The 24,095-nt window shown below is 68.0% G+C and carries 17 protein-coding genes; 16 read left to right on the plus strand and 1 reads right to left on the minus strand.

The annotated features are described in order from the left end of the window. Nucleotides 1-31 precede the first annotated feature (31 nt). From mfd to LRM40_RS10820, 5 genes are all read left to right on the plus strand, one after another. Nucleotides 32-3,484, plus strand: coding sequence for a transcription-repair coupling factor (mfd, locus tag LRM40_RS10800; protein ID WP_151124486.1), 3,453 nt, complete (start codon nt 32-34; stop codon nt 3,482-3,484). Between the two features lie 62 nt (nt 3,485-3,546). Then, nucleotides 3,547-4,470, plus strand: a complete 924-nt coding sequence (locus LRM40_RS10805) for an aminotransferase class IV (protein ID WP_151124485.1) — start codon at nt 3,547-3,549, stop codon at nt 4,468-4,470. Further along, a complete protein-coding gene (locus LRM40_RS10810; protein ID WP_151124484.1) occupies nt 4,467-5,225 on the plus strand; it encodes a sulfotransferase-like domain-containing protein in 759 nt (252 codons plus the stop codon). Before LRM40_RS10805 ends, LRM40_RS10810 begins: the two co-directional genes overlap by 4 nt. Before the next feature lie 59 nt (nt 5,226-5,284). Beyond that, nucleotides 5,285-5,995 carry a phosphoserine phosphatase SerB gene (serB, locus tag LRM40_RS10815; RefSeq protein ID WP_151124483.1) on the plus strand — a complete coding sequence of 237 codons (711 nt, stop codon included), beginning with the start codon at nt 5,285-5,287 and terminating at the stop codon, nt 5,993-5,995. A 91-nt stretch (nt 5,996-6,086) separates the two neighbouring features. Further along, on the plus strand, nt 6,087-6,809 hold the full coding sequence (locus tag LRM40_RS10820) for a PleD family two-component system response regulator (protein WP_151124482.1): 723 nt from the start codon (nt 6,087-6,089) through the stop codon (nt 6,807-6,809). Here the strand turns inward: LRM40_RS10820 and hrpA are convergent. Continuing rightward, complete coding sequence (gene hrpA / locus LRM40_RS10825) at nt 6,769-10,815, minus strand: ATP-dependent RNA helicase HrpA (RefSeq protein ID WP_170288886.1); 4,047 nt, start codon at nt 10,813-10,815, stop codon at nt 6,769-6,771. The genes LRM40_RS10820 and hrpA overlap by 41 nt on opposite strands. Before the next feature lie 11 nt (nt 10,816-10,826). Between hrpA and argA the strand changes: the two genes are divergently transcribed. The 11 genes from argA to dnaJ all read left to right on the plus strand — a co-directional run bounded on the left by argA (nt 10,827) and on the right by dnaJ (nt 24,083). Further along, the gene (gene argA, locus LRM40_RS10830) at nt 10,827-12,167 is read left to right on the plus strand and encodes an amino-acid N-acetyltransferase (RefSeq protein WP_151124480.1); all 1,341 of its coding nucleotides are present in this window, start codon (nt 10,827-10,829) and stop codon (nt 12,165-12,167) included. Nucleotides 12,168-12,215: 48 nt separating this feature from the next. Then, complete coding sequence (locus LRM40_RS10835) at nt 12,216-12,488, plus strand: oxidative damage protection protein (protein WP_151124479.1); 273 nt, start codon at nt 12,216-12,218, stop codon at nt 12,486-12,488. Between the two features lie 169 nt (nt 12,489-12,657). Continuing rightward, nucleotides 12,658-12,963 carry an H-NS histone family protein gene (locus LRM40_RS10840; protein ID WP_151124478.1) on the plus strand — a complete coding sequence of 102 codons (306 nt, stop codon included), beginning with the start codon at nt 12,658-12,660 and terminating at the stop codon, nt 12,961-12,963. A 195-nt stretch (nt 12,964-13,158) separates the two neighbouring features. Further along, entirely contained in the window at nt 13,159-15,051 is a 1,893-nt protein-coding gene (gene dnaG, locus LRM40_RS10845) for a DNA primase (protein WP_151124477.1), read from the plus strand. 308 nt (nt 15,052-15,359) lie between these two features. Continuing rightward, nucleotides 15,360-17,591 carry an RNA polymerase sigma factor RpoD gene (gene rpoD / locus LRM40_RS10850; protein WP_151124476.1) on the plus strand — a complete coding sequence of 744 codons (2,232 nt, stop codon included), beginning with the start codon at nt 15,360-15,362 and terminating at the stop codon, nt 17,589-17,591. A 46-nt stretch (nt 17,592-17,637) separates the two neighbouring features. Next, on the plus strand, nt 17,638-18,585 hold the full coding sequence (locus tag LRM40_RS10855) for an adenylate/guanylate cyclase domain-containing protein (RefSeq protein WP_151124475.1): 948 nt from the start codon (nt 17,638-17,640) through the stop codon (nt 18,583-18,585). 45 nt (nt 18,586-18,630) lie between these two features. Further along, nucleotides 18,631-19,725, plus strand: a complete 1,095-nt coding sequence (hemH, locus tag LRM40_RS10860) for a ferrochelatase (protein WP_151124474.1) — start codon at nt 18,631-18,633, stop codon at nt 19,723-19,725. Between the two features lie 30 nt (nt 19,726-19,755). Further along, nucleotides 19,756-20,187 carry an Hsp15 family ribosome-associated heat shock protein gene (locus tag LRM40_RS10865; RefSeq protein ID WP_151124473.1) on the plus strand — a complete coding sequence of 144 codons (432 nt, stop codon included), beginning with the start codon at nt 19,756-19,758 and terminating at the stop codon, nt 20,185-20,187. 81 nt (nt 20,188-20,268) lie between these two features. Next, nucleotides 20,269-20,793, plus strand: a complete 525-nt coding sequence (gene grpE, locus LRM40_RS10870) for a nucleotide exchange factor GrpE (protein WP_151124472.1) — start codon at nt 20,269-20,271, stop codon at nt 20,791-20,793. 96 nt (nt 20,794-20,889) lie between these two features. Continuing rightward, entirely contained in the window at nt 20,890-22,827 is a 1,938-nt protein-coding gene (gene dnaK / locus LRM40_RS10875; RefSeq protein ID WP_151124471.1) for a molecular chaperone DnaK, read from the plus strand. A 110-nt stretch (nt 22,828-22,937) separates the two neighbouring features. Beyond that, nucleotides 22,938-24,083: a molecular chaperone DnaJ gene (dnaJ, locus tag LRM40_RS10880; RefSeq protein WP_151124470.1), complete on the plus strand. Its 1,146-nt coding sequence runs from the start codon at nt 22,938-22,940 to the stop codon at nt 24,081-24,083. Nucleotides 24,084-24,095: the final 12 nt, after the last annotated feature.

A 24,095-nucleotide genomic window follows, 5' to 3' on the forward strand; every position in this document is an offset into this window, starting at 1 on the left:
GTTTTCAGCGCCCCCACGTGCGCCACGCCCCATGCAGCTGCCCCACATCGCCCCCGGCAAACGTTTCACCCTGCCCCGCCCCACCGGCTCGGCCGACGCCCTGCTGCTGGCCCGCCACGCCCAGGCCCGGGTGGCCGAGGGGCAGGTGCTGGGCATCGTCACCGCCGAGCCGGGCGACGCCCAGCGCCTGGCCGAGGAGATGGCCTTCTTCGCCCCCGGGCTGCGGGTGGCGGTGTTTCCGGACTGGGAGACCCTGCCCTACGACACCTTCAGCCCGCACCAGGACCTGATCTCCGAGCGCCTGGCCACGCTCTGGCGCATCCACAGCGGCACGGTGGACGTGGTGCTGCTGCCGGCCACCACCGCGCTCACGCGGCTGGCACCGCCCTCCTTCCTGGCCGGCACCACCTTCCAGTTCAAGCAGAAGACGAAGCTGGACGAGGCGGCCCTGAAGAGCCAGCTGACCCTGGCCGGCTACAGCCATGTGAGCCAGGTGGTGTCGCCCGGCGAATACGCGGTGCGCGGCGGCCTGATCGACCTGTTCCCCATGGGCTCGCCGGTGCCCTACCGGGTGGACCTGTTCGACAACGAGATCGACTCGATCCGCACCTTCGACCCCGACAGCCAGCGCAGCCTCTACCCGGTGCCCGAGGTGCAGCTGCTGCCCGGGCGCGAGTTCCCGATGGACGAGACGGCGCGGCAGCGCTTTCGCGAACGCTGGCGCGAGAAGCTCGAAGGCGACCCGACCAAGAGCCGCATCTACAAGGACATCGCACAGGGCATCGCCACCGCCGGCATCGAGTACTACCTGCCGCTGTTCTTCGACGAGACGGCGAACATCTTCGACTACCTCGGCGCGCAGGCCAGCCTGGTGCTGCACGGCGAGGTGGACGAGGCCCTGCAGCGCTTCTGGACCGACACGCGCGAGCGCCACCGCTTCCTGCAGCACGACCCGGAGCGGCCCATCCTGCCGCCCGAGGCCATCTACCTGAAGGTCGAGGAGTTCTTCACCCGCACCGGCGCCCATGCCACGCTGGCCCTGCGCGGCAGCGAGCCGGTGGACTGGGCCCGCCCCCTGCCCGATGTGAGCGTGAGCCGCGGCGCCACCGAGCCGCTGGCCGCGCTGGAGAAGCACCTGGACAGCACGCCCCACCGGGTGCTGCTGATGGGCGAGAGCGAGGGTCGGCGCGAGAGCCTGCTGGAGCTGCTGCGCGACCACAAGATCCAGGTGCCCACCGTCGAGACGCTGGCCGACTTCCTGGCCGGCGACGAGAAGGTGGCCATCACTGCCGCCCCGCTGACGGCCGGCTTCTTCTGGCACGAGCCCGAAGCCCAGCTGGCGGTGCAGTTCATCACCGAGGGCGAGCTGTTCGCCAGCGCGCCGGGCACCCGGCGGCGGCGCAAGCAGGAGCAGACCAGCAACGTCGATGCGCTGATCAAGGACCTCTCCGAGCTGAAGCTCGGCGACCCGGTGGTGCACTCGGCCCATGGCATCGGCCGCTACCAGGGCCTGGTCAGCATCGACACCGGGCTGGAGGGCCCCAGCGAGTTCCTGCACCTGGAGTACGCCGACAAGGCCACGCTCTATGTGCCGGTCAGCCAGCTGCACCTGATCAGCCGCTACACCGGCGTGAGCGCCGAAGAGGCCCCGCTGCACAAGCTGGGCTCCCAGCAGTGGGACAAGGCCCGGCGCAAGGCCGCCGAGCAGGTGCGCGATGCCGCGGCCGAGCTGCTCAACATCTACGCCCTGCGCGCCGCCCGCGAGGGCATGGCCCACCGCTTCTCCCCGCACGACTACGAGGCCTTCGCCGCCAGCTTCGGCTTCGAGGAGACGCCGGACCAGCAGGCCGCCATCCACGCGGTGATCCAGGACATGATCAGCCCGCGGCCGATGGACCGGCTGGTCTGCGGCGACGTGGGCTTCGGCAAGACCGAGGTCGCCCTGCGGGCGGCCTTCGTCGCGGTGCACGCGGGCAAGCAGGTGGCCCTGCTGGCGCCCACCACGCTGCTGGCCGAGCAGCATTACCAGACCATCGTCGACCGCTTCGGCAAATGGCCGGTCAAGGTGGCCGAGCTCAGCCGCTTCCGCAGTGCCAAGGAGGTCAAGGTGGCGCTGGAGGGCATTGCCGACGGCAGCATCGACATCGTCGTGGGCACGCACAAGCTGCTGTCCAAGGAGGTGCAGTTCAAGCGCCTGGGCCTGTTGATCATCGACGAGGAACACCGCTTCGGCGTGCGCCACAAGGAGGCCATGAAGGCCTTGCGCGCCGAGGTGGACGTGCTGACGCTGACCGCCACCCCCATCCCCCGCACCCTGGGCATGGCGCTGGAGGGCCTGCGCGACCTGTCGGTCATCGCCACCGCGCCGCAGCGCCGCCTGGCCATCAAGACCTTCGTGCGCAACGAGGGCAAGAGCGTGATCCGCGAGGCGGTGCTGCGCGAACTGAAGCGCGGCGGCCAGGTCTACTTCCTGCACAACGAGGTGGAGACCATCGAGAACCGCCGGCAGGCCCTGGCCGAGCTGATTCCCGAGGCCCGCATCGGCGTGGCCCACGGCCAGATGCCCGAGCGCGAGCTGGAGCGGGTGATGCGCGAGTTCACCACCCAGCGCTTCAACGTGCTGCTGTGCTCCACCATCATCGAGACCGGCATCGACGTGCCCAGCGCCAACACCATCATCATCAGCCGGGCCGACAAGTTCGGCCTGGCCCAGCTGCACCAGCTGCGCGGCCGCGTGGGCCGCAGCCACCACCAGGCCTATGCCTACCTGCTGGTGCCCGATGTGGAGGGCCTGACCAAGCAGGCCAGCCAGCGCCTGACCGCCATCCAGGAGATGGAGGAACTGGGCTCGGGCTTCTACCTGGCCATGCACGACCTGGAGATCCGCGGCGCCGGCGAGGTGCTGGGCGACAACCAGAGCGGCAACATGATGGAGGTGGGCTTCCAGCTCTACAACGAGATGCTGGCCGAGGCGGTGCGCGCGCTCAAGAACGGCGAGGAGCCCGACCTGCTGAGCCCGCACAGCGCGGTCTTCGGCGCCGCCACCGAGATCAACCTGCACACCCCCGCGCTGCTGCCCGACGCCTACTGCGGCGACGTGCACACCCGGCTGAACTTCTACAAGCGCCTGGCCACGGCCGAGAAGCCCGAGCAGCTCGACCGCCTGCTCGAAGAGATCACCGACCGCTTCGGCAAGCTGCCCGCCCAGGGCCAGGCCCTGTTCGACACCCACCGCCTGCGCATCCAGGCCAAGCCCTATGGCGTGGTGAAGATCGACGCCAACCCCAAGCTGATGAGCGTGACCTTCCGGCCCAACCCGCCGGTGGACGCGCTGCGCATCATCGAGCTGGTGCAGAAGAACCGGGCGATCAAGCTGGTGGGCAACGAGAAGCTGCGCATCGACCGCGAGATCGCCGACCCGCGCGAGCGCGCCACCTACCTGCGCGACCTGCTGCGCTCGCTGGGCCAGCCGGTGAAGGCCTGAGTCGCGGCGGGGCCGGGGCGCGGGGCTAGACTGGGACGTCCCGGTTTCCTCGGCCCCCTGCCATGTCCCAGAGCATCCACGACTTCCACGACGACCCCCGCAACGCGGACATCCGCATCTGGATCAACGGCCAGCTGAAGTCGCGCGCCGAGGCCACGGTCTCGGTCTTCGACAGCGGCTTCGTGCTGGGCGACGGGGTGTGGGAAGGGCTGCGGGTGGTCGACGGCCACCCGGTCTTCCTGGACGCCCACCTGGCGCGGCTGTGGGAAGGCGCCAAGGCCATCATGCTGGACATCGGCCTGAGCCGGGCCGAGCTGACCCAGGCCATCTACGACACCCTGGCCGCCAACCAGATGCACGACGGCGTGCACATCCGGCTGATGGTCAGCCGCGGCGTCAAGCGCACGCCCTACCAGGACCCGCGGGTCACCGTGGGCCCGGCCACCATCGTCATCCTGCCGGAGTTCAAGCTGGCCAAGCCCGAGACGGTGCAGGCCGGGCTCAAGCTCTTCACCGTGCATGTGCGCCGGGGTTACCCCGACGTGCTGGACCCCAAGCTCAACAGCCACAGCAAGCTCAACTGCATCACCGCCTGCATCCAGGCCACGGCCGCCGGGGCCGACGAGGCCCTGATGCTGGACCCGCACGGCTTCGTCGCCACCTGCAATTCCACCCACTTCTTCATCGTGCGTGGCGGCGAGGTGTGGACCAGCAGCGGCGACTACTGCCTGGGCGGCATCACCCGCAGCAACGTGATCCAGGTCTGCCGCGAGGCCGGCATCCCGGTGTTCGAGAAGAACTTCAGCCTGACCCAGGTCTACAGCGCCGAAGAGGCCTTCTGCACCGGCACCTTTGCCGGCGTGGTGCCGGTACGTGAAGTGGACGGCCGCCCGATGGAAGGCGGCGTGCCCGGGCCGATGGTGCTGCGACTGCAAGCCCTCTACAAGGCGCTGGTGGCCCGCGACGTGGCGGCGCGCAGCGTATGAGCAGCACCCGGACACCCCTGCGCGTGGCCATGTGGAGCGGCCCGCGCAACATCTCCACCGCGATGATGCGGGCCTGGGAGAACCGCGGCGACTGCGCGGTGAGCGACGAGCCGCTGTACGCCGCCTATCTGGCCGCCACCGGCCTGGACCACCCGGGCCGCGACGAGGTCATTGCCGATGGCGACACCGACGCCGCGCGCGTGGCCCGGGCCCTGAGCGAGGGCCCGGCGCCGGACGGCCAACCGGTCTGGTACCAGAAGCACATGAGCCACCACCTGCTGCCCGGCATGGACACCGACTGGGTGCACCGGCTGCACAACATCCTGCTCATCCGCGACCCGGCCCAGGTGGTGGACAGCTACCTGAAGAGCCGCGCTACAGTGGCCCCCGAGGACATCGGCCTGCTGCAGCAGGCGCAGCTGTTCGACCGGCTCGCCCAGCGCAGCGGGCAGGCACCGATGGTGATCGACGCCGAAGACTTCCTGCAGGCCCCCGAGGCCTTCCTGCGGGCCGTCTGCGGCGCGCTGGGCATCGCCTTCACGCCCCGCATGCTGCACTGGCCGGCGGGCCGGCGGGACAGCGACGGCATCTGGGCGCCGTACTGGTACGACGCGGTCTGGGCCTCCACCGGCTTCGAGCCCTGGCGCCCGCGCGCGCCGCAGTTGCAAGGCCAGGCGCTGGCGGTGGCCGAGGCCTGCCGGCCCGCCTACGCACTGCTGCGCCAGCACCGACTGCTGCCGGAGGCCGCCGCGTGAAGCCGACCCCGTAAAATTCGGCCTGTCTCTGCCCGCCTGCCGAACTGCTCGGTCCTCCGATGTCCCACACCGAATTCGCGCCCGGCCTGATGGTCCGCGGCGTCAACCCGCCGCTGCGCCTGGCCGACTACCGCCTGGCCGCCTTCGACATGGATTCCACGCTGATCAACCTCGAATGCGTGGACGAGATCGCCTCCGCCGTGGGCAAGAAGGCCGAGGTGGCCGCGATCACCGAAGCCGCGATGCGCGGCGAGATCGCCGACTACAAGGAAAGCCTGCGCCAGCGCGTGGCCCTGCTGCGGGGCGTGCCGGTGTCGGCCATGCAGGCCATCTACGACGAGCGCTTGCAGCTCAACCCCGGCGTGGCCACCTTCGTGGCCGCCTGCCAGGCCGCCGGCCTGAAGACGCTGCTGGTCTCCGGCGGTTTCACCTTCTTCACCGACCGCGTGAAGGACCGGCTGAAGCTGGATTTCGCCCGCTCCAACGTGCTGGAGATCGAAGGCGACACCCTGACCGGCCGCATGGTGGACCAGGCCTGGGGCGACATCGTCGACGGCGAGGAAAAGCGCCGCACCCTGCTGCAGACCTGCGAACAGCTGGGCATTGCCCCCGGCCAGGCCATTGCCGTGGGCGACGGCGCCAACGACCTGCCGATGATGGGCGTGGCCGGCCTGTCGGTGGCCTACCATGCCAAGCCCGCCGTGCGGGCCCAGGCCAAGGTGTCGATCGAACAGGGAGGCATGGACCGCCTGCTGGAATTGCTGCGCTGAGTCCCCTGAAAGCACCGCCGGCGTGACACCCGGCACGCCCTGCGCGCTTTCCCGGCTCAACCCCGGCCCGCCAGCGTCCGATATCGCTGGCATGAGCCACATTCTGATCGTCGACCCCGTTGCCCCGCGCTGCCGGGTGGTGCTGGAACTGCTGGCCACCGTGGGCTGGGAGCCTGAGGCCGTGCCCACCCCCTGGGAGGCCCTGGAGGTCATCAAGCACAAGCCACTGCGGCTGATCGTCGTCAACGGCGGCCAGCACAGCAGCGCCGGCCTGGCCCTGAGCTACCTGCTGCGCACCTGCCGCGAGTGGGCCCACATCCCGGTGCTGCAGCTGGGCGGCGACGACGACGAATCGGAGGCCCGCGAAGCCACCCGGGCCGGTGTGAACTTCCACATCGGCTACGACATCGGCTTCGAGGATCTGCTGCTGCGCCTGGCCCTGATGATGGGCAACGAGCCCGCCACGCGCGCCATCGTCGAGGCCTCGCCCGCGTCGGCCTTCGACGAGGCCCTGACCCAGGTCTGGCAGGCCCAGACCGAGCTGCTGCACCACCCCCACCTGCTGCCGGGCACGCTCCATGCCGCCCGCGAAGTCCTGGAACGGCTGCTGAGCCTGCGCCGCGATGACGCCTCGGTGGATGCGGCCATGGCCCTGACCCGGGTGCCGCGCGGTGGTCCGGCGCTGCGCCAGTGGGCCGACCGCCACCTGCCCTGCCCGCCACAGACCCTGGACCCGGCCTTCGAGCGGCTGATGGGCCGCTGCGTCTCGCCGCTCAGCTGGACAGCTGAGCCCAGGTCTTCTCCAACCGCTTGACCGACACCGGCTGCGGCGTGCGCAGCTCCTGCGCGAACAGGCTGATGCGCAGCTCCTCCAGCTGCCAGCGGAAGTCGTCCAGCCGGCTGTCGGTCTGCCCCTTCAGGTCCGCCAGACGACGCTGGTAGCGCTGCTCCAGCGGGCGCAGCTCGGCCAGGCGCTGGCCGTCACGCGCCGGGTCGGCACGCAGCTTGTCCAGCCGCATCACGATGCCCTTGAGGTAGCGCGGGAAGTGCTGCAGCTGCGCATAGGGCGTGAGTGCCACGAAGCGCTTGGGCACCAGACGCTGCAGCTGGGCGGTGATGTCGTCGGCCACGTCCTTGGGTGGCCGCGCGTCCTTGAGCTTGCGGGTGGCCGCGGCGTACTCGGCCAGCACGGTGCCGGCCAGGCGGGCCACCTCCTGGGCGATCAGGTTCAGGCGGCTGCGCCCTTCCTCGATGCGCCGCTCGAAAGCCGCCTTGTCCTGCGGCAGCGGATCGGCCAGGAAGGCCTTGTCCAGCGCCACGTCGATGATCTGGGCCTTGAGCTCCTCGGCCGTGCCCAGGGGCATGTAGGCCACCGCCATCTTGGTCAGGTCGGGGATGTTCTTCTCGAGGTACTTCAGCGGCTCGCGGATCTGCAGCGCCACCAGACGGCGCAGGCCGCCGCGGTGCTTGGCCGCGGCCACGTCCGGCTCGTCGAAGACCTCGATCTCCACATGCGCGCCCTTGTCGATCAGCGCCGGAAAGCCGATCAGCGTCTGGCCGGCCTTGCGGATCTCCATCAGCTCGGGCAGTTCGCCGAAGGTCCAAGCGGTGTGCTGCTGCACCGGGGTGTCGGCCGGTGCCGGGGCCGGCGCCTTGACCACCGCCACCGCGGCCTGCCCGCCCGAGGGCGTGCGGATCATCTGCGGTTGCGGGGCCGGAGCGGGCGCGGCTTGCAGCTTGAGCGCGGCCAGGGCCTGGAAGGCCGAGCGCGCCTGCCCGCCCAGCTCGGCCTTGAGGCTGGCCAGCTGCCGGCCCAGGCCCAGCTGGCGGCCATGCTCGTCCACCACGCGGAAGTTCATGAACAGGTGGGGCGGCAACTGCTCAAGCTTGAAGTCGTTGCGCTGGATGGCCAGCTGGGTGCGCTCGCGCACGGCCTTGAGCAGCACGTCCACCAGAGCGCCCTGGGCAAAGGGCGCGGTGGCGCAGAACTCGGCCACGAACTCGGGCAGCGGCACCAGGCGGGAACGCGGGCGCTGGTGCAGGCTCTTGACCAGGGCCATCACCTTGGCCTCCAGCATGCCGGGCACCAGCCATTCGCAGCGTTCCTCGCTGACCTGGTTGAGCGCGTAGATCGGCACGGTGACGGTCACGCCGTCCTTGGGATCACCCGGCTGGTGCAGGTAGCTGGCGGCGCAGTCCACCCCGCCCAGGCGCACCGTGCGCGGGAAGGCGCTGGTGGTCACGCCGGCCGCCTCGTGGCGCATCAGCTCCTCGCGGCTGAGCATCAGCAGCTTGGGGTTGTCGCGGCTGGCCTCGCGGTACCAGCGCTCGAAGGTGGCCCCGCTGACCACCTCCGCGCCCACCTGCTGGTCGTAGAAGGCGTGGATCAGCTCCTCGTCCACCAGCACGTCCTGGCGGCGGGACTTGTGTTCCAGCTCCTCCACCTGGGCGATCATCTTGCGGTTGTGGGCGATGAAGGGCAGGCGGCTGTCCCACTCGCCATTGACCAGCGCCTCGCGGATGAAGATCTCGCGCGCGGCCTTGGGGTCCACCCGGCCGAAGTTCACCTTGCGCTGGTGGTAGATGACGATGCCGTAGAGCGTGGCGCGCTCCAGCGCGACGACCTCGGCGGCCTTCTTCTCCCAGTGCGGCTCCAGCAACTGCTTCTTGAGCAGGTGGCCGGCGATGCGCTCGATCCATTGCGGCTCGATGGCGGCCAGGCCGCGGCCGAACAGGCGCGTGGTGTCCACCAGCTCGGCGGCCACCAGCCAGCGGCCCGGCTTCTTGGACAGGTGGGCGCCCGGGTGGCGCCAGAACTTGATGCCGCGCGCGCCCAGGTACCAGTCCTCGTCGTCGGACTTGCAGCCCACATTGCCCAGCAGGCCGGCCAGCATGGCCATGTGGATCTGCTCGTAGGTGGCAGGGCTCTGGTTCAGGCGCCAGCCGTGCTCGGCCACCACGGTGTGCAGCTGGCTGTGGATGTCGCGCCACTCGCGCACGCGGCGCGGGTTGACGAAGCTCTCGCGCAGCCGGGCCTCCTGCTGGCGGTTGCTGAGCTTGTGGCTGTCGGTCTTCTGGCCGGCTTGTGCCGCCTGGGCCCCGTGCCCATGCTGGCCGCGGCCTTCCTCGATCCAGCGCCAGAGCTTGAGATAGCCCATGAACTCCGACCTCTCGTCGTCGAACTTCTTGTGCTTCTCGTCGGCGGCCTGCTGCTGTTCCAGCGGCCGGTCGCGCACGTCCTGGCCGGACAGGGCCGAGGCGATGATCAGCACCTCGCTCAGGCTCTGGCGGTCGCGCGCCTCCAGGATCATGCGACCCACCCGCGGGTCCAGCGGCAGCCTGGACAGCTCCTGGCCGATGGCGGTGAGCTCGTTGGCCTCGTCCACGGCGCCCAGCTCGCCCAGCAGGGCGTAGCCATCGGCGATGGCCTTGCGCGGCGGCTCTTCGAGGAAGGGGAAGTCCTCCACCGCGCCCAGGTGCAGCGACTTCATGCGCAGGATCACGCCGGCCAGCGAGGAACGCAGGATCTCGGGGTCGGTGAAACGCGGCCGGCCCTGGAAGTCCTTCTCGTCGTAGAGCCGGATGCAGATGCCGTTGGCCACGCGGCCGCAGCGGCCCGCGCGCTGGTTGGCCGCGGCCTGGCTGATGGACTCGATCTGCAGCTGCTCGACCTTGTTGCGGTAGCTGTAGCGCTTGACGCGCGCCAGGCCGCTGTCAATCACGTAGCGGATGCCGGGCACGGTCAGCGAGGTCTCGGCCACGTTGGTGGCCAGCACGATGCGGCGACCGTTGCCCGGGCTGAAGACCCGGTCCTGCTCGGCCTGCGACAGGCGGGCGAACAGCGGCAGGATGTCGGGCTGCGGCCCGTGTCGCTGGCGCTGCGCCAGGTGCTTGTTCAGGTGGTCGGCGGCCTCGCGGATCTCGCGCTCGCCGGGCAGGAAGACCAGGATGTCACCCGGGCCCTCGCGCCAGAGCTCGTCCACCGCATCCGCGATGGCGTCATTGAGGTCGAACTCCTTGCTTTCCTCGAAGCTGCGGTAGCGCTGCTCCACCGGAAAGGTGCGGCCACTGACCTGGATCACCGGCGCCGGCCCCTGGGCCGAGGCGAAGTGCCGGGCGAAGCGGTCGGCGTCGATCGTCGCCGAGGTGACGATGATCTTCAGGTCGGGCCGCCGCGGCAGGATCTGGCGCAGGTAGCCCAGCAGGAAGTCGATGTTCAGGCTGCGCTCATGGGCCTCGTCGATGATGATCGTGTCGTAGGCCTTGAGCAGCGGATCGGTCTGGGTCTCCGCCAGCAGGATGCCATCGGTCATCAGCTTGACGCTGGCGCCCGGTTGCAGCCGGTCGTTGAAGCGGACCTTGTAGCCCACCACCTCGCCCAGCGGCGAGTTGAGCTCCTCGGCGATGCGCTTGGCCACCGAGCTGGCGGCGATCCGCCGCGGCTGGGTGTGGCCGATCAGGCCACTGCCACCGGCGCCCAGGCCGCGCCCCAGCGCCAGCGCGATCTTGGGCAACTGGGTGGTCTTGCCCGAGCCGGTCTCGCCGCAGACGATGACCACCTGGTGGGTCTGCAGGGCCTGGGCAATCTCCTCGCGCCGGCCGGAGACGGGCAGCGATTCCGGGAAGGTGATGGTCGGCACCGGCGTTGCAGGCCGTGGCGTGCGTGGCGCGCCCGCGGTGCGAGGGGGCCGGGGGGAACGCGGGGCGCCGGCATTCGGCGCGGGAGAGCGGGTGCGGGAGGCGGAATCGGTCACAGGGCGGGGATTATCGGTGCTGGGCCAGCGCCGCGTCGTCCGCGGGGCCGCGGGGGTGCGGCACAATTCCGCCCACCATGGACCTCGTCTTCCCCCACACCTTCGTCCCCTGGTTCCGCTCGGTTGCGCCGCACATCCACGCCTACCGAGGCAAGACCTTCGTGATCGGCATCACCGGTGAGCTGATTGCCGCGGGGCGGCTCAATGCCTTCGTGCAGGACATTTCCATCCTGCACGCGATGGGGGTGCACCTGGTGCTGGTGCATGGTTTTCGACCCCAGGTCAATGAGCAACTGCTGGCCAAGGGCCATGCCTCGGTGTTTTCGCATGGCATGCGGGTGACCGATCCCGTGGCGCTCGATTGCGCCCAGGAAGCCGCGGGCCAGCTGCGCTTCGAAATCGAAGCGGCCTTTTCCCAGGGCCTGCCCAACACCCCGATGGCCAATTCCACCGTGCGGGTGATTTCCGGCAATTTCCTCACCGCGCGCCCCGTGGGCATCGTCGACGGCGTGGATTTCATGCACAGCGGCGTGGTGCGCAAGGTGGATGCCACGGCCATTCGCCGTGCCATGGACATCGGCGCCTTGGTGATGCTCTCGCCCTTCGGTTTTTCGCCCACCGGCGAGGCCTTCAACTTGTCGATGGAAGACGTGGCCACCGAGGTGGCCATTGCCCTGGGCGCGGACAAACTGCTGTTCATGACGGAGATCCCCGGCATCCGCGAATCCCTGGACGATCCGGACAGCCCGATCGACACCGAAATCGCACTGCAGGATGCACAGCGTTTGCTGGCCTCGCTGCCCCGGCCGATGCAGCCCACCGACACCGGCTTTTACCTGCAATATTGCGTGCGGGCCTGCCGCGGCGGCGTGGAACGTTCCCACATTCTTCCGTTCGCGATGGACGGCGCCCTGCTGATGGAGGTTTTCACCCACGACGGCATCGGGACCATGATCGTGGACGAAAAGCTCGAGAGCCTGCGGGAGGCCACCTCCGACGACGTGGGGGGCATTCTGAAGCTGATCGAACCCTATGAAATGGACGGCACGCTGGTCAAGCGCAGCCGCACCGAAATCGAGCGGGATATCGCCAACTACACGGTGATCGAGCACGACGGCGTGATCTTCGGTTGTGCCGCGCTCTACCCCTATCCAGAGGCGAAGACCGGCGAGATGGCGGCGGTGACAGTGTCCCCGCAGGTGCAAGGTCAAGGCGACGGTGACAAGATCGTCAAGCGCATCGAGCAGCGCGCCCGTGCCATGGGGCTGGACAGCATCTTCGTGCTGACGACCCGCACCATGCACTGGTTCATCAAACGAGGCTTTGTGCAGGTCAACCCCGAGTGGCTGCCTGAGGCCCGCAAACGCAAATACAACTGGGACCGCCGCTCGCAGGTCCTGGTCAAGAAACTCGGTTGAAACCGAGCCCGCAAATTCCTTCTGGATCTTTCTGGAGCCTCATCCAACATGGCACGCACCATCCACTGCACCTATCTGAACAAGGACGCCGAAGGCCTGGACTTCGCGCCCTACCCTGGCGAACTGGGCAAGCGGATCTACGACAACATCAGCAAGGAAGCCTTCGAACTGTGGAAGCGCCACCAGACCATGCTGGTGAACGAAAACCGCCTGAATCTGGCCGACGCCCGTGCGCGCCAGTATCTGGCCCGCCAGATGGAACAGTTCCTGTTTTCCGGCTCGGCCGATCAGCCCACCGGCTTCGTGCCTCCCTCGGCCTGAGTTCAGGGAACTTTCGCCAGCCGTCCCGGTCAGCTGCCTCTTGAATTTGGATTTCCAACCAATATGAGACGCCGGTAGCAATCGATAACTGTCTTCGATTGAAATACCGCGAAAAGCTCGGTTATCATCCATTCGCTCTCCCCGAGCCCTCAAGATTGGAGATAACCCGATGACGAACATTCAAGAGCTGCTGGCCCAGAAGGCCGCCCTCGAAAAGCAGATTGCCGAAGCCCAGCGCGCTGCCCGTGCCGACGCGATTGCCAAGGTGAAGTCACTGATGGCCGAATATGGCCTGACCGCCGCCGATCTGGCCGGCCGTGCACCGACGGCCCCCAAGGCCGAAGGCACCAAGAAGGTGGCCGCCAAGTACCGCGACCCGGCCACCAACCAAACCTGGACCGGCCGTGGCCTGAAGCCCAAGTGGCTGCAAGCTGCGCTGGCCGAGGGCAAGTCCCTGAGCGATTTCGCGATCTGATCGTCATTTCCCGGCACCCAGGGCCTGCGGGACGGATCTGAGCAACACGGCAACGCACGGGGGACGCCTTCAGGCGGTGCAAGCCGGAAACGATCCGAATCCCGCTTCCTGCGGTGCTTTCTCCGAAGGGCAGTTCCGACTGCCCTTTTTTGCGTCCGTACCGCCCCTGCTGTCGGCCTGCACTAGACTGACGCCGTGATTCCCCACGGCTTTATCCAGGAACTGCTGTCCCGTGTCGACATCGTCGACGTGGTCGGCCGTCATGTCGAGCTCAAGAAGGCCGGCATCAACCACAAGGGCTTGTGCCCCTTCCACGGCGAGAAATCGCCCAGTTTCATCGTCAGCCCCACGCGGCAGACCTACCACTGCTTCGGCTGCGGCGTGCATGGCGACGCCATCCGCTTCCTGACCGAACTGCACGGCATGAGCTTTGTCGAGGCGGTGCAGGACCTGGCCCAGCAGGTGGGCATGGTGGTGCCCGAGGACGAGCGCAGCGCTGCCGAGCAGGCCGCTGCGGCCGAGCAACGGCAGCGTCAGCGCACCCTCAGCGAGGTGCTGGAGCGCGCCGCCCAGCATTACCGCCAGCACCTGAAGAATTCCCAACGGGCCATCGCCTACCTCAAGGGGCGAGGCCTGAGCGGCGAGATCGCCCACCGCTTCGGCCTGGGGTATGCACCCGATGGCTGGCACGGTCTGGCCAGCGCCTTTGCCCATTACGACGACCCGCTGCTGGTCGAGTCCGGGCTGGTGATCCTGCAAGGTGAGGCTGGCGAAGAGCAGCGCCGCTATGACCGCTTCCGCGACCGCATCATGTTCCCCATCCGCAACGTCAAGGGCGAAACCATCGCCTTCGGCGGGCGGGTCCTGGACAAGGGCGAGCCCAAGTACCTGAACTCGCCGGAAACCCCGGTGTTCGTGAAGGGCCGCGAACTCTATGGCCTGTACGAGGCCCGCAGCGGCCTGCGGGACAAGGGCTATGCCCTGGTGACCGAGGGCTACATGGACGTGGTGGCCCTGGCCCAGCTGGGCTTTCCGAACGCGGTGGCCACCCTGGGCACGGCCTGCACGGCCGACCATGTGCACAAGCTGCTGCGCTTCACCGAGCAGGTGGTGTTCAGCTTCGACGGCGATGCCGCCGGCCGCCGGGCCGCCGGACGGGCCCTGGAGGCTGCCCTGCCCCACGCCACCGACACCCGCAGCTTCCGTTTCCTCTTCCTGCCGGCCGAACACGACCCGGACAGCTATGTGCGCGCCTTCGGACCGGAAGCCTTCGAAGGCCAGGTGCGCGACGCAGTTCCCCTGTCACGCCAACTGCTGGAACATGCCGCTGCGGACTGTGACCTGAACACGGCGGAGGGCCGCGCCCGCATGCTGGCCCAGGCGAAGCCTTTGTGGCTCGCGCTGCCCGAAGGTGCGCTGAAATCCCAGCTGCTGGGAGAACTGGCCCGCGCGGGCGGACTGCCCGTGGACGAACTGGCCCGCCTGTGGCAGGACGGCAGTGGCCGACCGCGCCACAGCGCAGCCCCCTCCGGCCCGGGCGTCGCCCCCGAGGGCGGCGCCCCCGAGCGCCCGGCGTTCCGGCGCGGCGGTCGATTTGGGCGCGACGCCTCCGCTTCGTCGATTCTCAAAACCGCGAGCGGGCGGCGCCAGCCCCCGAAGCGCCCCGAGGACCGGGTGCTGCAGATGCTGTTCGGCCAGCCGGCCTGGTGGCTGGACCTGCCGGCCCACGAGCAGGATCTGCTGCACGCCCTGCCCGCGCCCCACGGCCCGCTGGTGGCCTGGCTGGAGCGCGATCTGGCGGAACACGGGCCGCGGGCCTGGGCGGTGCTGCGCGAGGTGCTGGCCCAGGATCCGGGCTTCGACGACCTCTCTCGCGCGATCGCCGACGGCGATGCCGACCCCGGCGCCACACCAGAGGACCTGAGGCGGGCGCTGGACGTGCTGGTCGAGCGCGAACTGGCCCGCGAGATGCAGACCCTGCTGGCCGAGGCGGCCCAGCACCCCGACCTGCTCAGCCGCTACCGGGAACTGGACCGCCAATGGCGGGAGGTGAAACTGCGCCTGAGCCAGGCCGCCACCAGCAGTTGAATCGGGCCCGGCGGAACGTTTGACCTGGACAGGCTGGTATAATCCAAAAATTATCCTCGGCAAGAGGGACAGCAGCACCTCCGGTCCAGGCCGCCCGCGTCACGGGTTCTGAATTGGCCTAACTCACCCGCAAGGGCTGCAATCGATCAGCGTCCCCGCGATCTTGCCTGTTCGGCCGGCGCCCCCATCTGGGTTGGGCGCCATTGCCTGTGTCCACCTTCTGCGTTTCACGCCTGTTTGTGCGTGATTTTTTTGGGGTGCCGGGTGAATCGCCGAACCCGAGTCCGATTCATTCCTCAAGGATTTGCATGACCGCGAAGAAGACCGCCGCCAAGACCGCCAAGCCCGACGCCGAGGGCGAAGAGCTGCAGCCGGTGAAGACCCGCGCCACCAAGGCCGCCGCCAAGACCGCGGCCGCCGCGAGCGAAGACACCAAGCCCAAGCGGGGCCGCAAGCCCAAGGCCGAAACCACGGCGGCCGCCACCACCAAGAAGAAGGCCACCGAGGAGGTTGACGAGGACCTGGGCGACATCGAGGCGGACCTGGAAGGCGAGATCGAGGCCGAGGTTGAATCCGCTGACGCGGTCGAAGCCGAGATTGGCGAGGACAAGCCCAAGGCCAAGCCGCTGCGCATGAAGGTCAGCCGCGCCAAGGAGCGCGCGCTCATGCGCGAGTTCGGTCTGGACGAGACCGCCCTGACCGAAGAGGAAGTCGCCAAGCGCCGCCAGGAGCTCAAGACCCTCATCAAGATGGGCAAGACGCGTGGCTACCTCACGCACCAGGAAATCAACGACCACCTGCCCGAGAAGCTGGTCGAGAACGAGATCCTGGAGGCCATCGTGTCCATGCTGAACGACATGGGCATCGCGGTCTACGAGCAGGCGCCCGACGCCGCCACGCTGCTGATTGCCGGTGGCGCCACCTCGACCGCCACCGAGGAAGAGGCGGAAGAAGCCGCCGAAGCCGCGCTGTCCACCGTCGATTCGGAATTCGGTCGCACCACCGACCCGGTGCGCATGTACATGCGCGAAATGGGTTCGGTCGAACTGCTGACCCGTGAAGGCGAAATCGAGATCGCCAAGCGCATCGAAGGCGGTCTGCAGGCCATGATGCTGGCCATCTCCGCCTCGCCCACCACCATCGCCGAGATCCTCGGCATGGCCGACAAGATCGCCGCCGGCGAGATGCAGATCTCCGAGGTGGTGGACGGTTTCGTGGCCGAGGACGAGGCCGACGACTATGTGGCCGAAGAAGACTTCGACGAGTTCGACGAAGAAGAGGACGACGACGGCAACGGCGGCTCCAAGGCCCTGACCAAGAAGCTCGAGGAACTCAAGCTCGCGGCCCTGGAGAAGTTCGGTCATCTGCGCACCCACTTCGACAAGATGCGCAAGGCCTTCGAGAAGGAAGGCTACAAGTCCGGCTCTTACGACAAGGCGCAGCAGGCCATCAGCGATGAACTGATGACCATCCGCTTCACGGTCAAGACCATCGAGAAGCTGTGCGACATCCTGCGCTCGCAGGTGGATGACGTGCGACGCTACGAACGCGAGATCCGCAAGATCGTGGTGGACAAGTGCGGCATGCCGCAGGAGCACTTCATCAAGACCTTCCCGCCCAATGTGCTGAACCTGAAGTGGTCCGAGAAGGAAGCCACTGCAGGCAAGCCCTACAGCGCCGTGCTGGGCCGCAACCTGCCCGCCGTGCAGGAACTTCAGCAGAAGCTGATCGACCTGCAGGCCCGTGCCGTGGTGCCCATCGAGGACCTGAAAGAAATCAACCGGCGCATGAACGAGGGCGAGAAGGCCTCGCGCGACGCCAAGAAGGAAATGATCGAGGCCAACCTGCGCCTCGTGATCTCCATCGCCAAGAAGTACACCAACCGCGGCCTGCAGTTCCTGGACCTGATCCAGGAAGGCAACATCGGCCTGATGAAGGCGGTGGACAAGTTCGAATACCGTCGCGGCTACAAGTTCTCGACCTATGCGACATGGTGGATCCGTCAGGCCATCACCCGCTCGATCGCCGACCAGGCCCGCACCATCCGCATCCCGGTTCACATGATCGAGACGATCAACAAGATGAACCGCATCTCGCGTCAGCACCTGCAGGAGTTCGGCTATGAGCCGGACGCCCCGACGCTGGCCGAGAAGATGGAGATGCCCGAGGACAAGATCCGCAAGATCATGAAGATCGCCAAGGAGCCGATCTCCATGGAGACGCCGATCGGCGACGACGACGACAGCCACCTGGGCGATTTCATCGAGGACACGAACAACGTGGCCCCGGTGGAAGCCGCCATGCAGGCTGGCCTGCGCGACGTGGTCAAGGACATCCTGGACAGCCTGACGCCGCGCGAAGCCAAGGTGCTGCGCATGCGCTTCGGCATCGAGATGTCCACCGACCACACGCTGGAAGAGGTGGGCAAGCAGTTCGACGTGACCCGCGAGCGCATCCGCCAGATCGAGGCCAAGGCCATCCGCAAGCTCAAGCACCCGAGCCGCTCGGACAAGCTGCGGACCTACCTCGACAACATCTGACGCCACTCAGCACGGGTGCCGGGCAGCGCGCTAAACTGCCCGGCACATGGCGACCATCAGGCGCAGAACCGTTCTTTTTGCCGACTTCCGCGGCAGCACGGCCCTGTACGAGGCCCTGGGCAACGCCCAGGCCAGCTCGGTGGTGTCCGAGCTGATGCGCCCCTTGGTGCGCTGCATCCCCGCCTGCGGCGGACAGCTGGTGAAGACACTGGGCGACGGCCTGATGGCCGTCTTCCCCAACAGCTCCGATGCCGTGGTCGCTGCGGTGCAGATGCAGGAGGAGCTCGAGCGCCTGCCCCCTCGCCAGCTGGACGAAGGCCGCACCGGACTGCCCCACCTCCAGGTGGCCATCACGGCCGGCGAGGTGGTGGAGATGGGCGGCGACTGCTTCGGGGACGCCGTCAACGTGGCCGCCCGCCTGCTGGAGCACGCCGGCGATGGCGAACTGCTCGTCAGCCGCGATGTCCACGATGAGCTGGTCTGGGAAGTCCAGTCCCGCTTCCGGCGCCTGGACCGCGTGCACCTGCGCGGGCGCAACGAGCCGGTGGAGATCTTCCAGTTCAGTCGCCAAACCGGTCCGGACACCCAGGTCACGCAACTCGAGGACGCCAGCGAACCGGCCGAGGTCCAGGGCCTGGAGCTGGTCTGGGCCGGCGGCATCCACACCTATCACCGGGACGAGTTGCCCTTGGTGCTGGGACGAGCTGCGGGGGCCAACCTGATCGTCGACGATGCCCGCGTCTCGCGCAGCCATGCCCGTATCGAACTGCAAGGGGGTGCCCTGCAACTCACCGACCTCAGCATCAACGGCACCTTCGTGCGCTTTGCCGGCGAAGACGAGGTGATCAGCCTGCGCCGCGGCAGTTGCACCCTCCACGGGCGCGGGCAGATCGGCCTGGGAGGCTCGCCCAACGACCCATCGGCCCCGGTGGTGTCCTTCGATCTGCTGAGCGACCCCCCGGAGCGCATCGAAACCCTGCCCCTGTTCAACTGACTGGCCAGCCCCGCCCCCCGGACGGCCACTGACCGCCACACGACCATGAGCACCTCCCCTTCGCCCGCGTTCCGGCACGGACAGCCGGCCCCGATCGGCATCCTGCTGGTCAACCTCGGCACCCCCGACGCCCCCACCGCCGACGCGGTGCGCCGTTACCTGGCCCAGTTCCTCAGCGACCCGCGGGTGGTCGAGATCCCCCGGCTGCTCTGGAAGCCCATCCTGCACGGCATCATCCTGCGGGTGCGCCCGGCCAAGTCGGCCCGCAAGTACGCCACCGTCTGGACGCCCGAGGGATCGCCCCTGCTGGTCTGGACCCGCAGGCAGGCGGCGGCCTTGCAGGCCCGGCTGGCCCTGGCCCATCCCGGCAGCCAGGTGCTGGTGGAACCCGCGATGCGCTACGGCCAGCCCTCGGTGGATCAGGGCCTGGACCGGCTGATGGCCGCCGGTGCGCGCTGCATCCTCGTGCTGCCGGCCTACCCGCAGTATTCCGGCGCCACCACCGGCAGCGCCTTCGACGCCGTGGCTGCCTGGGGCCAGGCCAGCCGCTGGGTGCCCGAATTGCGCTTTGTCGGCCAGTACCACGACGATCCGGCCTACATCCAGGCCCTGGCCACCAGCATCCGGCGCCAATGGGCCACGCTGGGCGAGCCGGACGTGCTGGTGACCAGCTTCCACGGCATGCCCGAGCGCACCTTGCTCCTGGGCGACCCCTACCACTGCCAGTGCCACAAGACGGCCCGCCTGTTGGCCGAGGCTCTGGGCTGGCCGCGGGAGCAGCTGCGCGTGACCTTCCAGAGTCGCTTCGGCAAGGCCAAGTGGCTGGAGCCGGCCACCGAGCCGACGCTCGAAGCCCTGGCCCGTGAAGGCCACCGCCATGTGCAGGTGGTCTGCCCCGGCTTCTCGGCCGACTGCCTGGAGACCCTGGAAGAGATCGCCCAGGAGGGACGCGCCGCCTTCCTGGCCGCGGGTGGCCAGACCTTCCACTACCTGCCCTGCCTGAACGACAGCGACGAAGGCATGGCCGCCCTGCTGGCGGTGGCCGAACAGCATCTGGCCGGCTGGACACTGACACCGGCCACGGACGCCGAGCGGGAGGCCAGCCGCCAGCGCGCCCTGGCGCTGGGAGCGGCGCAGTGACGCGGAACGCCCGGACGCCCGAGGTGCGTCATGGCTGAGCCGCGGCCCGAACTGACCGGCGTGCGTCTGGACAAGTGGCTGTGGGCGGCACGCTTCTTCAAGACACGTGCGCTGGCGGTCGAGGCCATCGGCAAGAACCGGGTGGAGGTGAATGCCCAGCCCGCCAAACCGGGCCGCGAGGTGCGCCCGGGCGACACCCTGCTGCTGCGCGAGCCCGGCATGCCGCCGCGCGAACTGCGGGTGCTGGGGCTCAGCCAGGTGCGCGGACCGGCACCGGTGGCCCAACAGCTCTACGAGGAAACCGCCAGCAGCCTGTCAGCCCGGGAAGCCGCCCGCGAGGCCCGTCGCCAGGGCGTGGAGCCCGCCCAGACCCTCACCCAGGGCCGGCCGACCAAGCGCGACCGGCGCCAGCTCAGCGACTGGAACCGCTGGAGCGCCAGCGTGGACGACGAATCCCCCTGAAAATATTTCCGGCAGCAGGGTCTTGAAAAGGCCCGGGGCACCCCCAAGTCGCGGGCAGTCCTGAACTTTTCAGACCCACCCATGACCCAGAACGAGACGACACCCGAGCCCCAGGCCCCCGACACCGCCGCCGCTGCCCCCGAGGCGCTTTCCCCGGAAGCCCGGCTGGCCGAACTGGAAGCCAAGCACACCGAGATGTCGGACGCGTACCTGCGCGCCAAGGCCGAAGCTGAGAATGTCCGCCGCCGCAGCGAGGAGGAGATCTCCAAGGCCCGCAAGTTCGCGGTGGAGTCCTTCGCCGAAAGCCTGCTGCCGGTGAAGGACAGCCTGGAGGCTGCCATTGCCATGCCGGACGCCCCGGTGGACAAGGTGCTCGAAGGCGTTCACGCCACCCTGCGCCAGCTGGCCTCGGCCCTGGAGCGCAACAAGGTGCTGGAAGTGAACCCGCCGGCCGGCACCAAGTTCGACCCGCACCAGCACCAGGCCATCAGCATGGTGCCCGCCGAACAGGAAGCCAACACGGTCGTCGCCGTGCTGCAGAAGGGCTACCTGATCGCCGACCGTGTGCTGCGCCCCGCCCTGGTGACGGTGGCTGCGCCGAAGTAAGCACAACCCCACGAATCCCGGCCGCCGGCGCCTTGAAATGCCGGCCACCACCCGCAATTGCCGGTCAACCGGAAACGAATTCAGGAGAAACACACAATGGGCAAGATCATTGGCATCGACCTGGGCACCACCAACTCGTGCGTGGCCATCATGGAAGGCAACTCGACCAAGGTGATCGAGAACTCCGAGGGCGCGCGCACCACGCCGTCCATCATCGCCTACCAGGAAGACGGTGAGGTGCTGGTCGGTGCTTCGGCCAAGCGCCAGGCCGTGACCAACCCGAAGAACACCCTGTTCGCGGTGAAGCGCCTGATCGGCCGCAAGTTCACCGAGAAGGAAGTCCAGAAGGACATCAACCTGATGCCCTACACCATCGTGGCCGCCGACAATGGCGACGCCTGGGTGGAAGTGCGCGGCAAGAAGATGGCGCCCCCGCAGGTCAGCGCCGAAGTGCTGCGCAAGATGAAGAAGACCGCCGAGGACTACCTGGGCGAAGCTGTGACCGAAGCCGTGATCACGGTGCCGGCCTATTTCAACGACGCCCAGCGCCAAGCCACCAAGGACGCTGGCCGCATCGCCGGTCTGGAAGTCAAGCGCATCATCAACGAACCCACCGCCGCGGCGCTGGCCTTCGGCCTGGACAAGGGCGGCAAGGGCGACCGCAAGATCGCCGTCTATGACCTGGGCGGTGGCACCTTCGACATCTCGATCATCGAGATCGCGGACGTCGATGGCGAAATGCAGTTCGAGGTGCTGTCGACCAACGGCGACACCTTCCTGGGTGGCGAGGACTTCGACCAGCGCATCATCGACTACATCATCGGCGAGTTCAAGAAGGAATCCGGCGTCGACCTGACCAAGGACGTGCTGGCCCTGCAGCGCCTGAAGGAAGCCGCTGAAAAGGCCAAGATCGAGCTGTCGAACTCCTCGCAGACCGACGTCAACCTGCCGTACATCACGGCCGACGCGACCGGCCCGAAGCACCTGAACGTCAAGCTGACCCGCGCCAAGCTGGAAAGCCTGGTCGAGGAACTGATCGAGCGCACCATCGAGCCCTGCCGCACCGCCATCAAGGATGCCGGCGTGAAGGTCTCCGAGATCGACGACGTGATCCTGGTCGGCGGCATGACCCGCATGCCCAAGGTGCAGGAGAAGGTCAAGGAGTTCTTCGGCAAGGAGCCGCGCAAGGACGTGAACCCCGACGAGGCCGTGGCCGTCGGTGCCGCCATCCAGGGCCAGGTGCTCTCGGGTGAGCGCAAGGACGTGCTGCTGCTGGACGTCACCCCGCTGTCCCTGGGCATCGAGACCCTGGGTGGCGTGATGACCAAGATGATCAAGAAGAACACCACGATCCCGACCAAGTTCTCGCAGGTGTTCTCGACCGCCGACGACAACCAGCCGGCCGTGACCATCAAGGTCTTCCAGGGTGAGCGCGAGATGGCCTCGGCCAACAAGAGCCTGGGCGAGTTCAATCTGGAAGGCATCGCCCCGGCCCCGCGTGGTCTGCCGCAAATCGAGGTGACCTTCGACATCGACGCCAACGGCATCCTGCACGTGAGCGCCAAGGACAAGGGCACGGGCAAGGAGAACAAGATCACCATCAAGGCGAACTCGGGCCTGACCGAGGACGAGATCCAGAAGATGGTGAAGGACGCCGAACTCAACGCCGCCGAGGACGCCAAGAAGCTGGAGGTCATCCAGGCCCGCAACCAGGCCGATGCGATGGTCCACTCCGTCAAGAAGAGCCTGGCCGAGTACGGCGACAAGCTCGACGCCGGCGAGAAGGAGAAGATCGAGGCCGCCCTGAAGGACGCCGAGGAAGCGCTCAAGAGCGACGACAAGGCCACCATCGAGGCCAAGACCGAGGCCCTGATGACGGCCAGCCAGAAGCTGGGCGAGAAGATGTATGCCGACCAGCAGGCGGCCCAGGCCGCCGCCGGTGGCGACGCTGCCGGCGCCCAGCCGGGTGCCGAGGCCCCCAAGGCCGACGCGGACGACGTGGTCGACGCCGAGTTCAAGGAAGTCAAGAAGTGATCGGCAGGGTCGGGCACAGCGGCCCGACCCCGTGTCGCGCCGCGCCTGGCGCGCAGCTTGCTGCTGCGCACCGGTGCGGCGTCTCCATTTCAACGCGTTGAGTTCCGTTCATGGCAAAGCGTGATTACTACGAAGTCCTGGGTCTGGCCAAAGGGGCCTCCGAGGACGAGATCAAGAAGGCCTACCGCAAGCTGGCCATGAAGCACCACCCCGACCGCAACCAGGGGGACGATGCCAAGGCAGCCGAGGAGAAGTTCAAGGAGGTCAAGGAGGCCTACGAGATCCTCTCCGACGAGCAGAAGCGCGCGGCCTATGACCAGTACGGTCATGCCGGCGTGGATCCCAATGGTGGCGGTTTCCGCGGTGGCCCGGGTGCGGAAGGCTTCGGCGGCTTCGCCGAGGCCTTCGGCGACATCTTCGGTGACATCTTCGGTGGCGGTGCGGGTGGCGGTCGCCGCGGAGGCCAGCAGGTCTACCGTGGCAACGACCTCAGCTACGCGATGGAGATCACGCTGGAGGAGGCCGCCAACGGCAAGGACACGCAGATCCGGGTGCCCAGCTGGGACAACTGCGAGACCTGCGGCGGCACCGGCGCGAAGCCCGGCACCAAGGCCAAGACCTGCGGCACCTGCGGCGGCTCCGGCACGGTGCACATGCGCCAGGGCTTCTTCAGCGTGCAGCAGACCTGCCCCCATTGCCACGGCACCGGCAAAATCATTCCCGAGCCCTGCACCAGTTGCAATGGCGCCGGCAAGATCAAGCGCCAGAAGACGCTGGAGGTGAAGATCCCGGCGGGCATCAACGAGGGCATGCGCATCCGCTCGGCCGGCAACGGCGAGCCAGGCAGCAATGGCGGCCCCCCCGGAGATCTCTACATCGAGATCCGCATCAAACCGCACGACATCTTCGAGCGCGACGGCGACGACCTGCACTGCACCATCCCGGTGTCGATCACCACGGCCGCCCTGGGCGGCTCGGTGGAGGTGCCCACGCTGTCCAGCACACTGGAGATCGAGCTGCCAGAAGGCACCCAGCACGGCAAGACCTTCCGCCTGCGGGGCAAGGGCATCAAGGGCATCCGCTCGTCCTACCCCGGCGATCTGTACTGCCACATCACGCTGGAAACCCCGGTCAAGCTCACCGAGCACCAGCGCAAGCTGCTCAAGGAGCTGGACGAGTCGCTCAAGAAGGGCGGCGACAAGCACTCGCCCAACAGCAAGAGCTGGACGGATCGGGTGAAGGATCTGTTCAAGTGATGTGATCCGGCT

Origin of the sequence: Ideonella dechloratans (assembly GCF_021049305.1) — a bacterium.
Taxonomy (GTDB): Bacteria; Pseudomonadota; Gammaproteobacteria; order Burkholderiales; family Burkholderiaceae_C; genus Ideonella; species Ideonella dechloratans.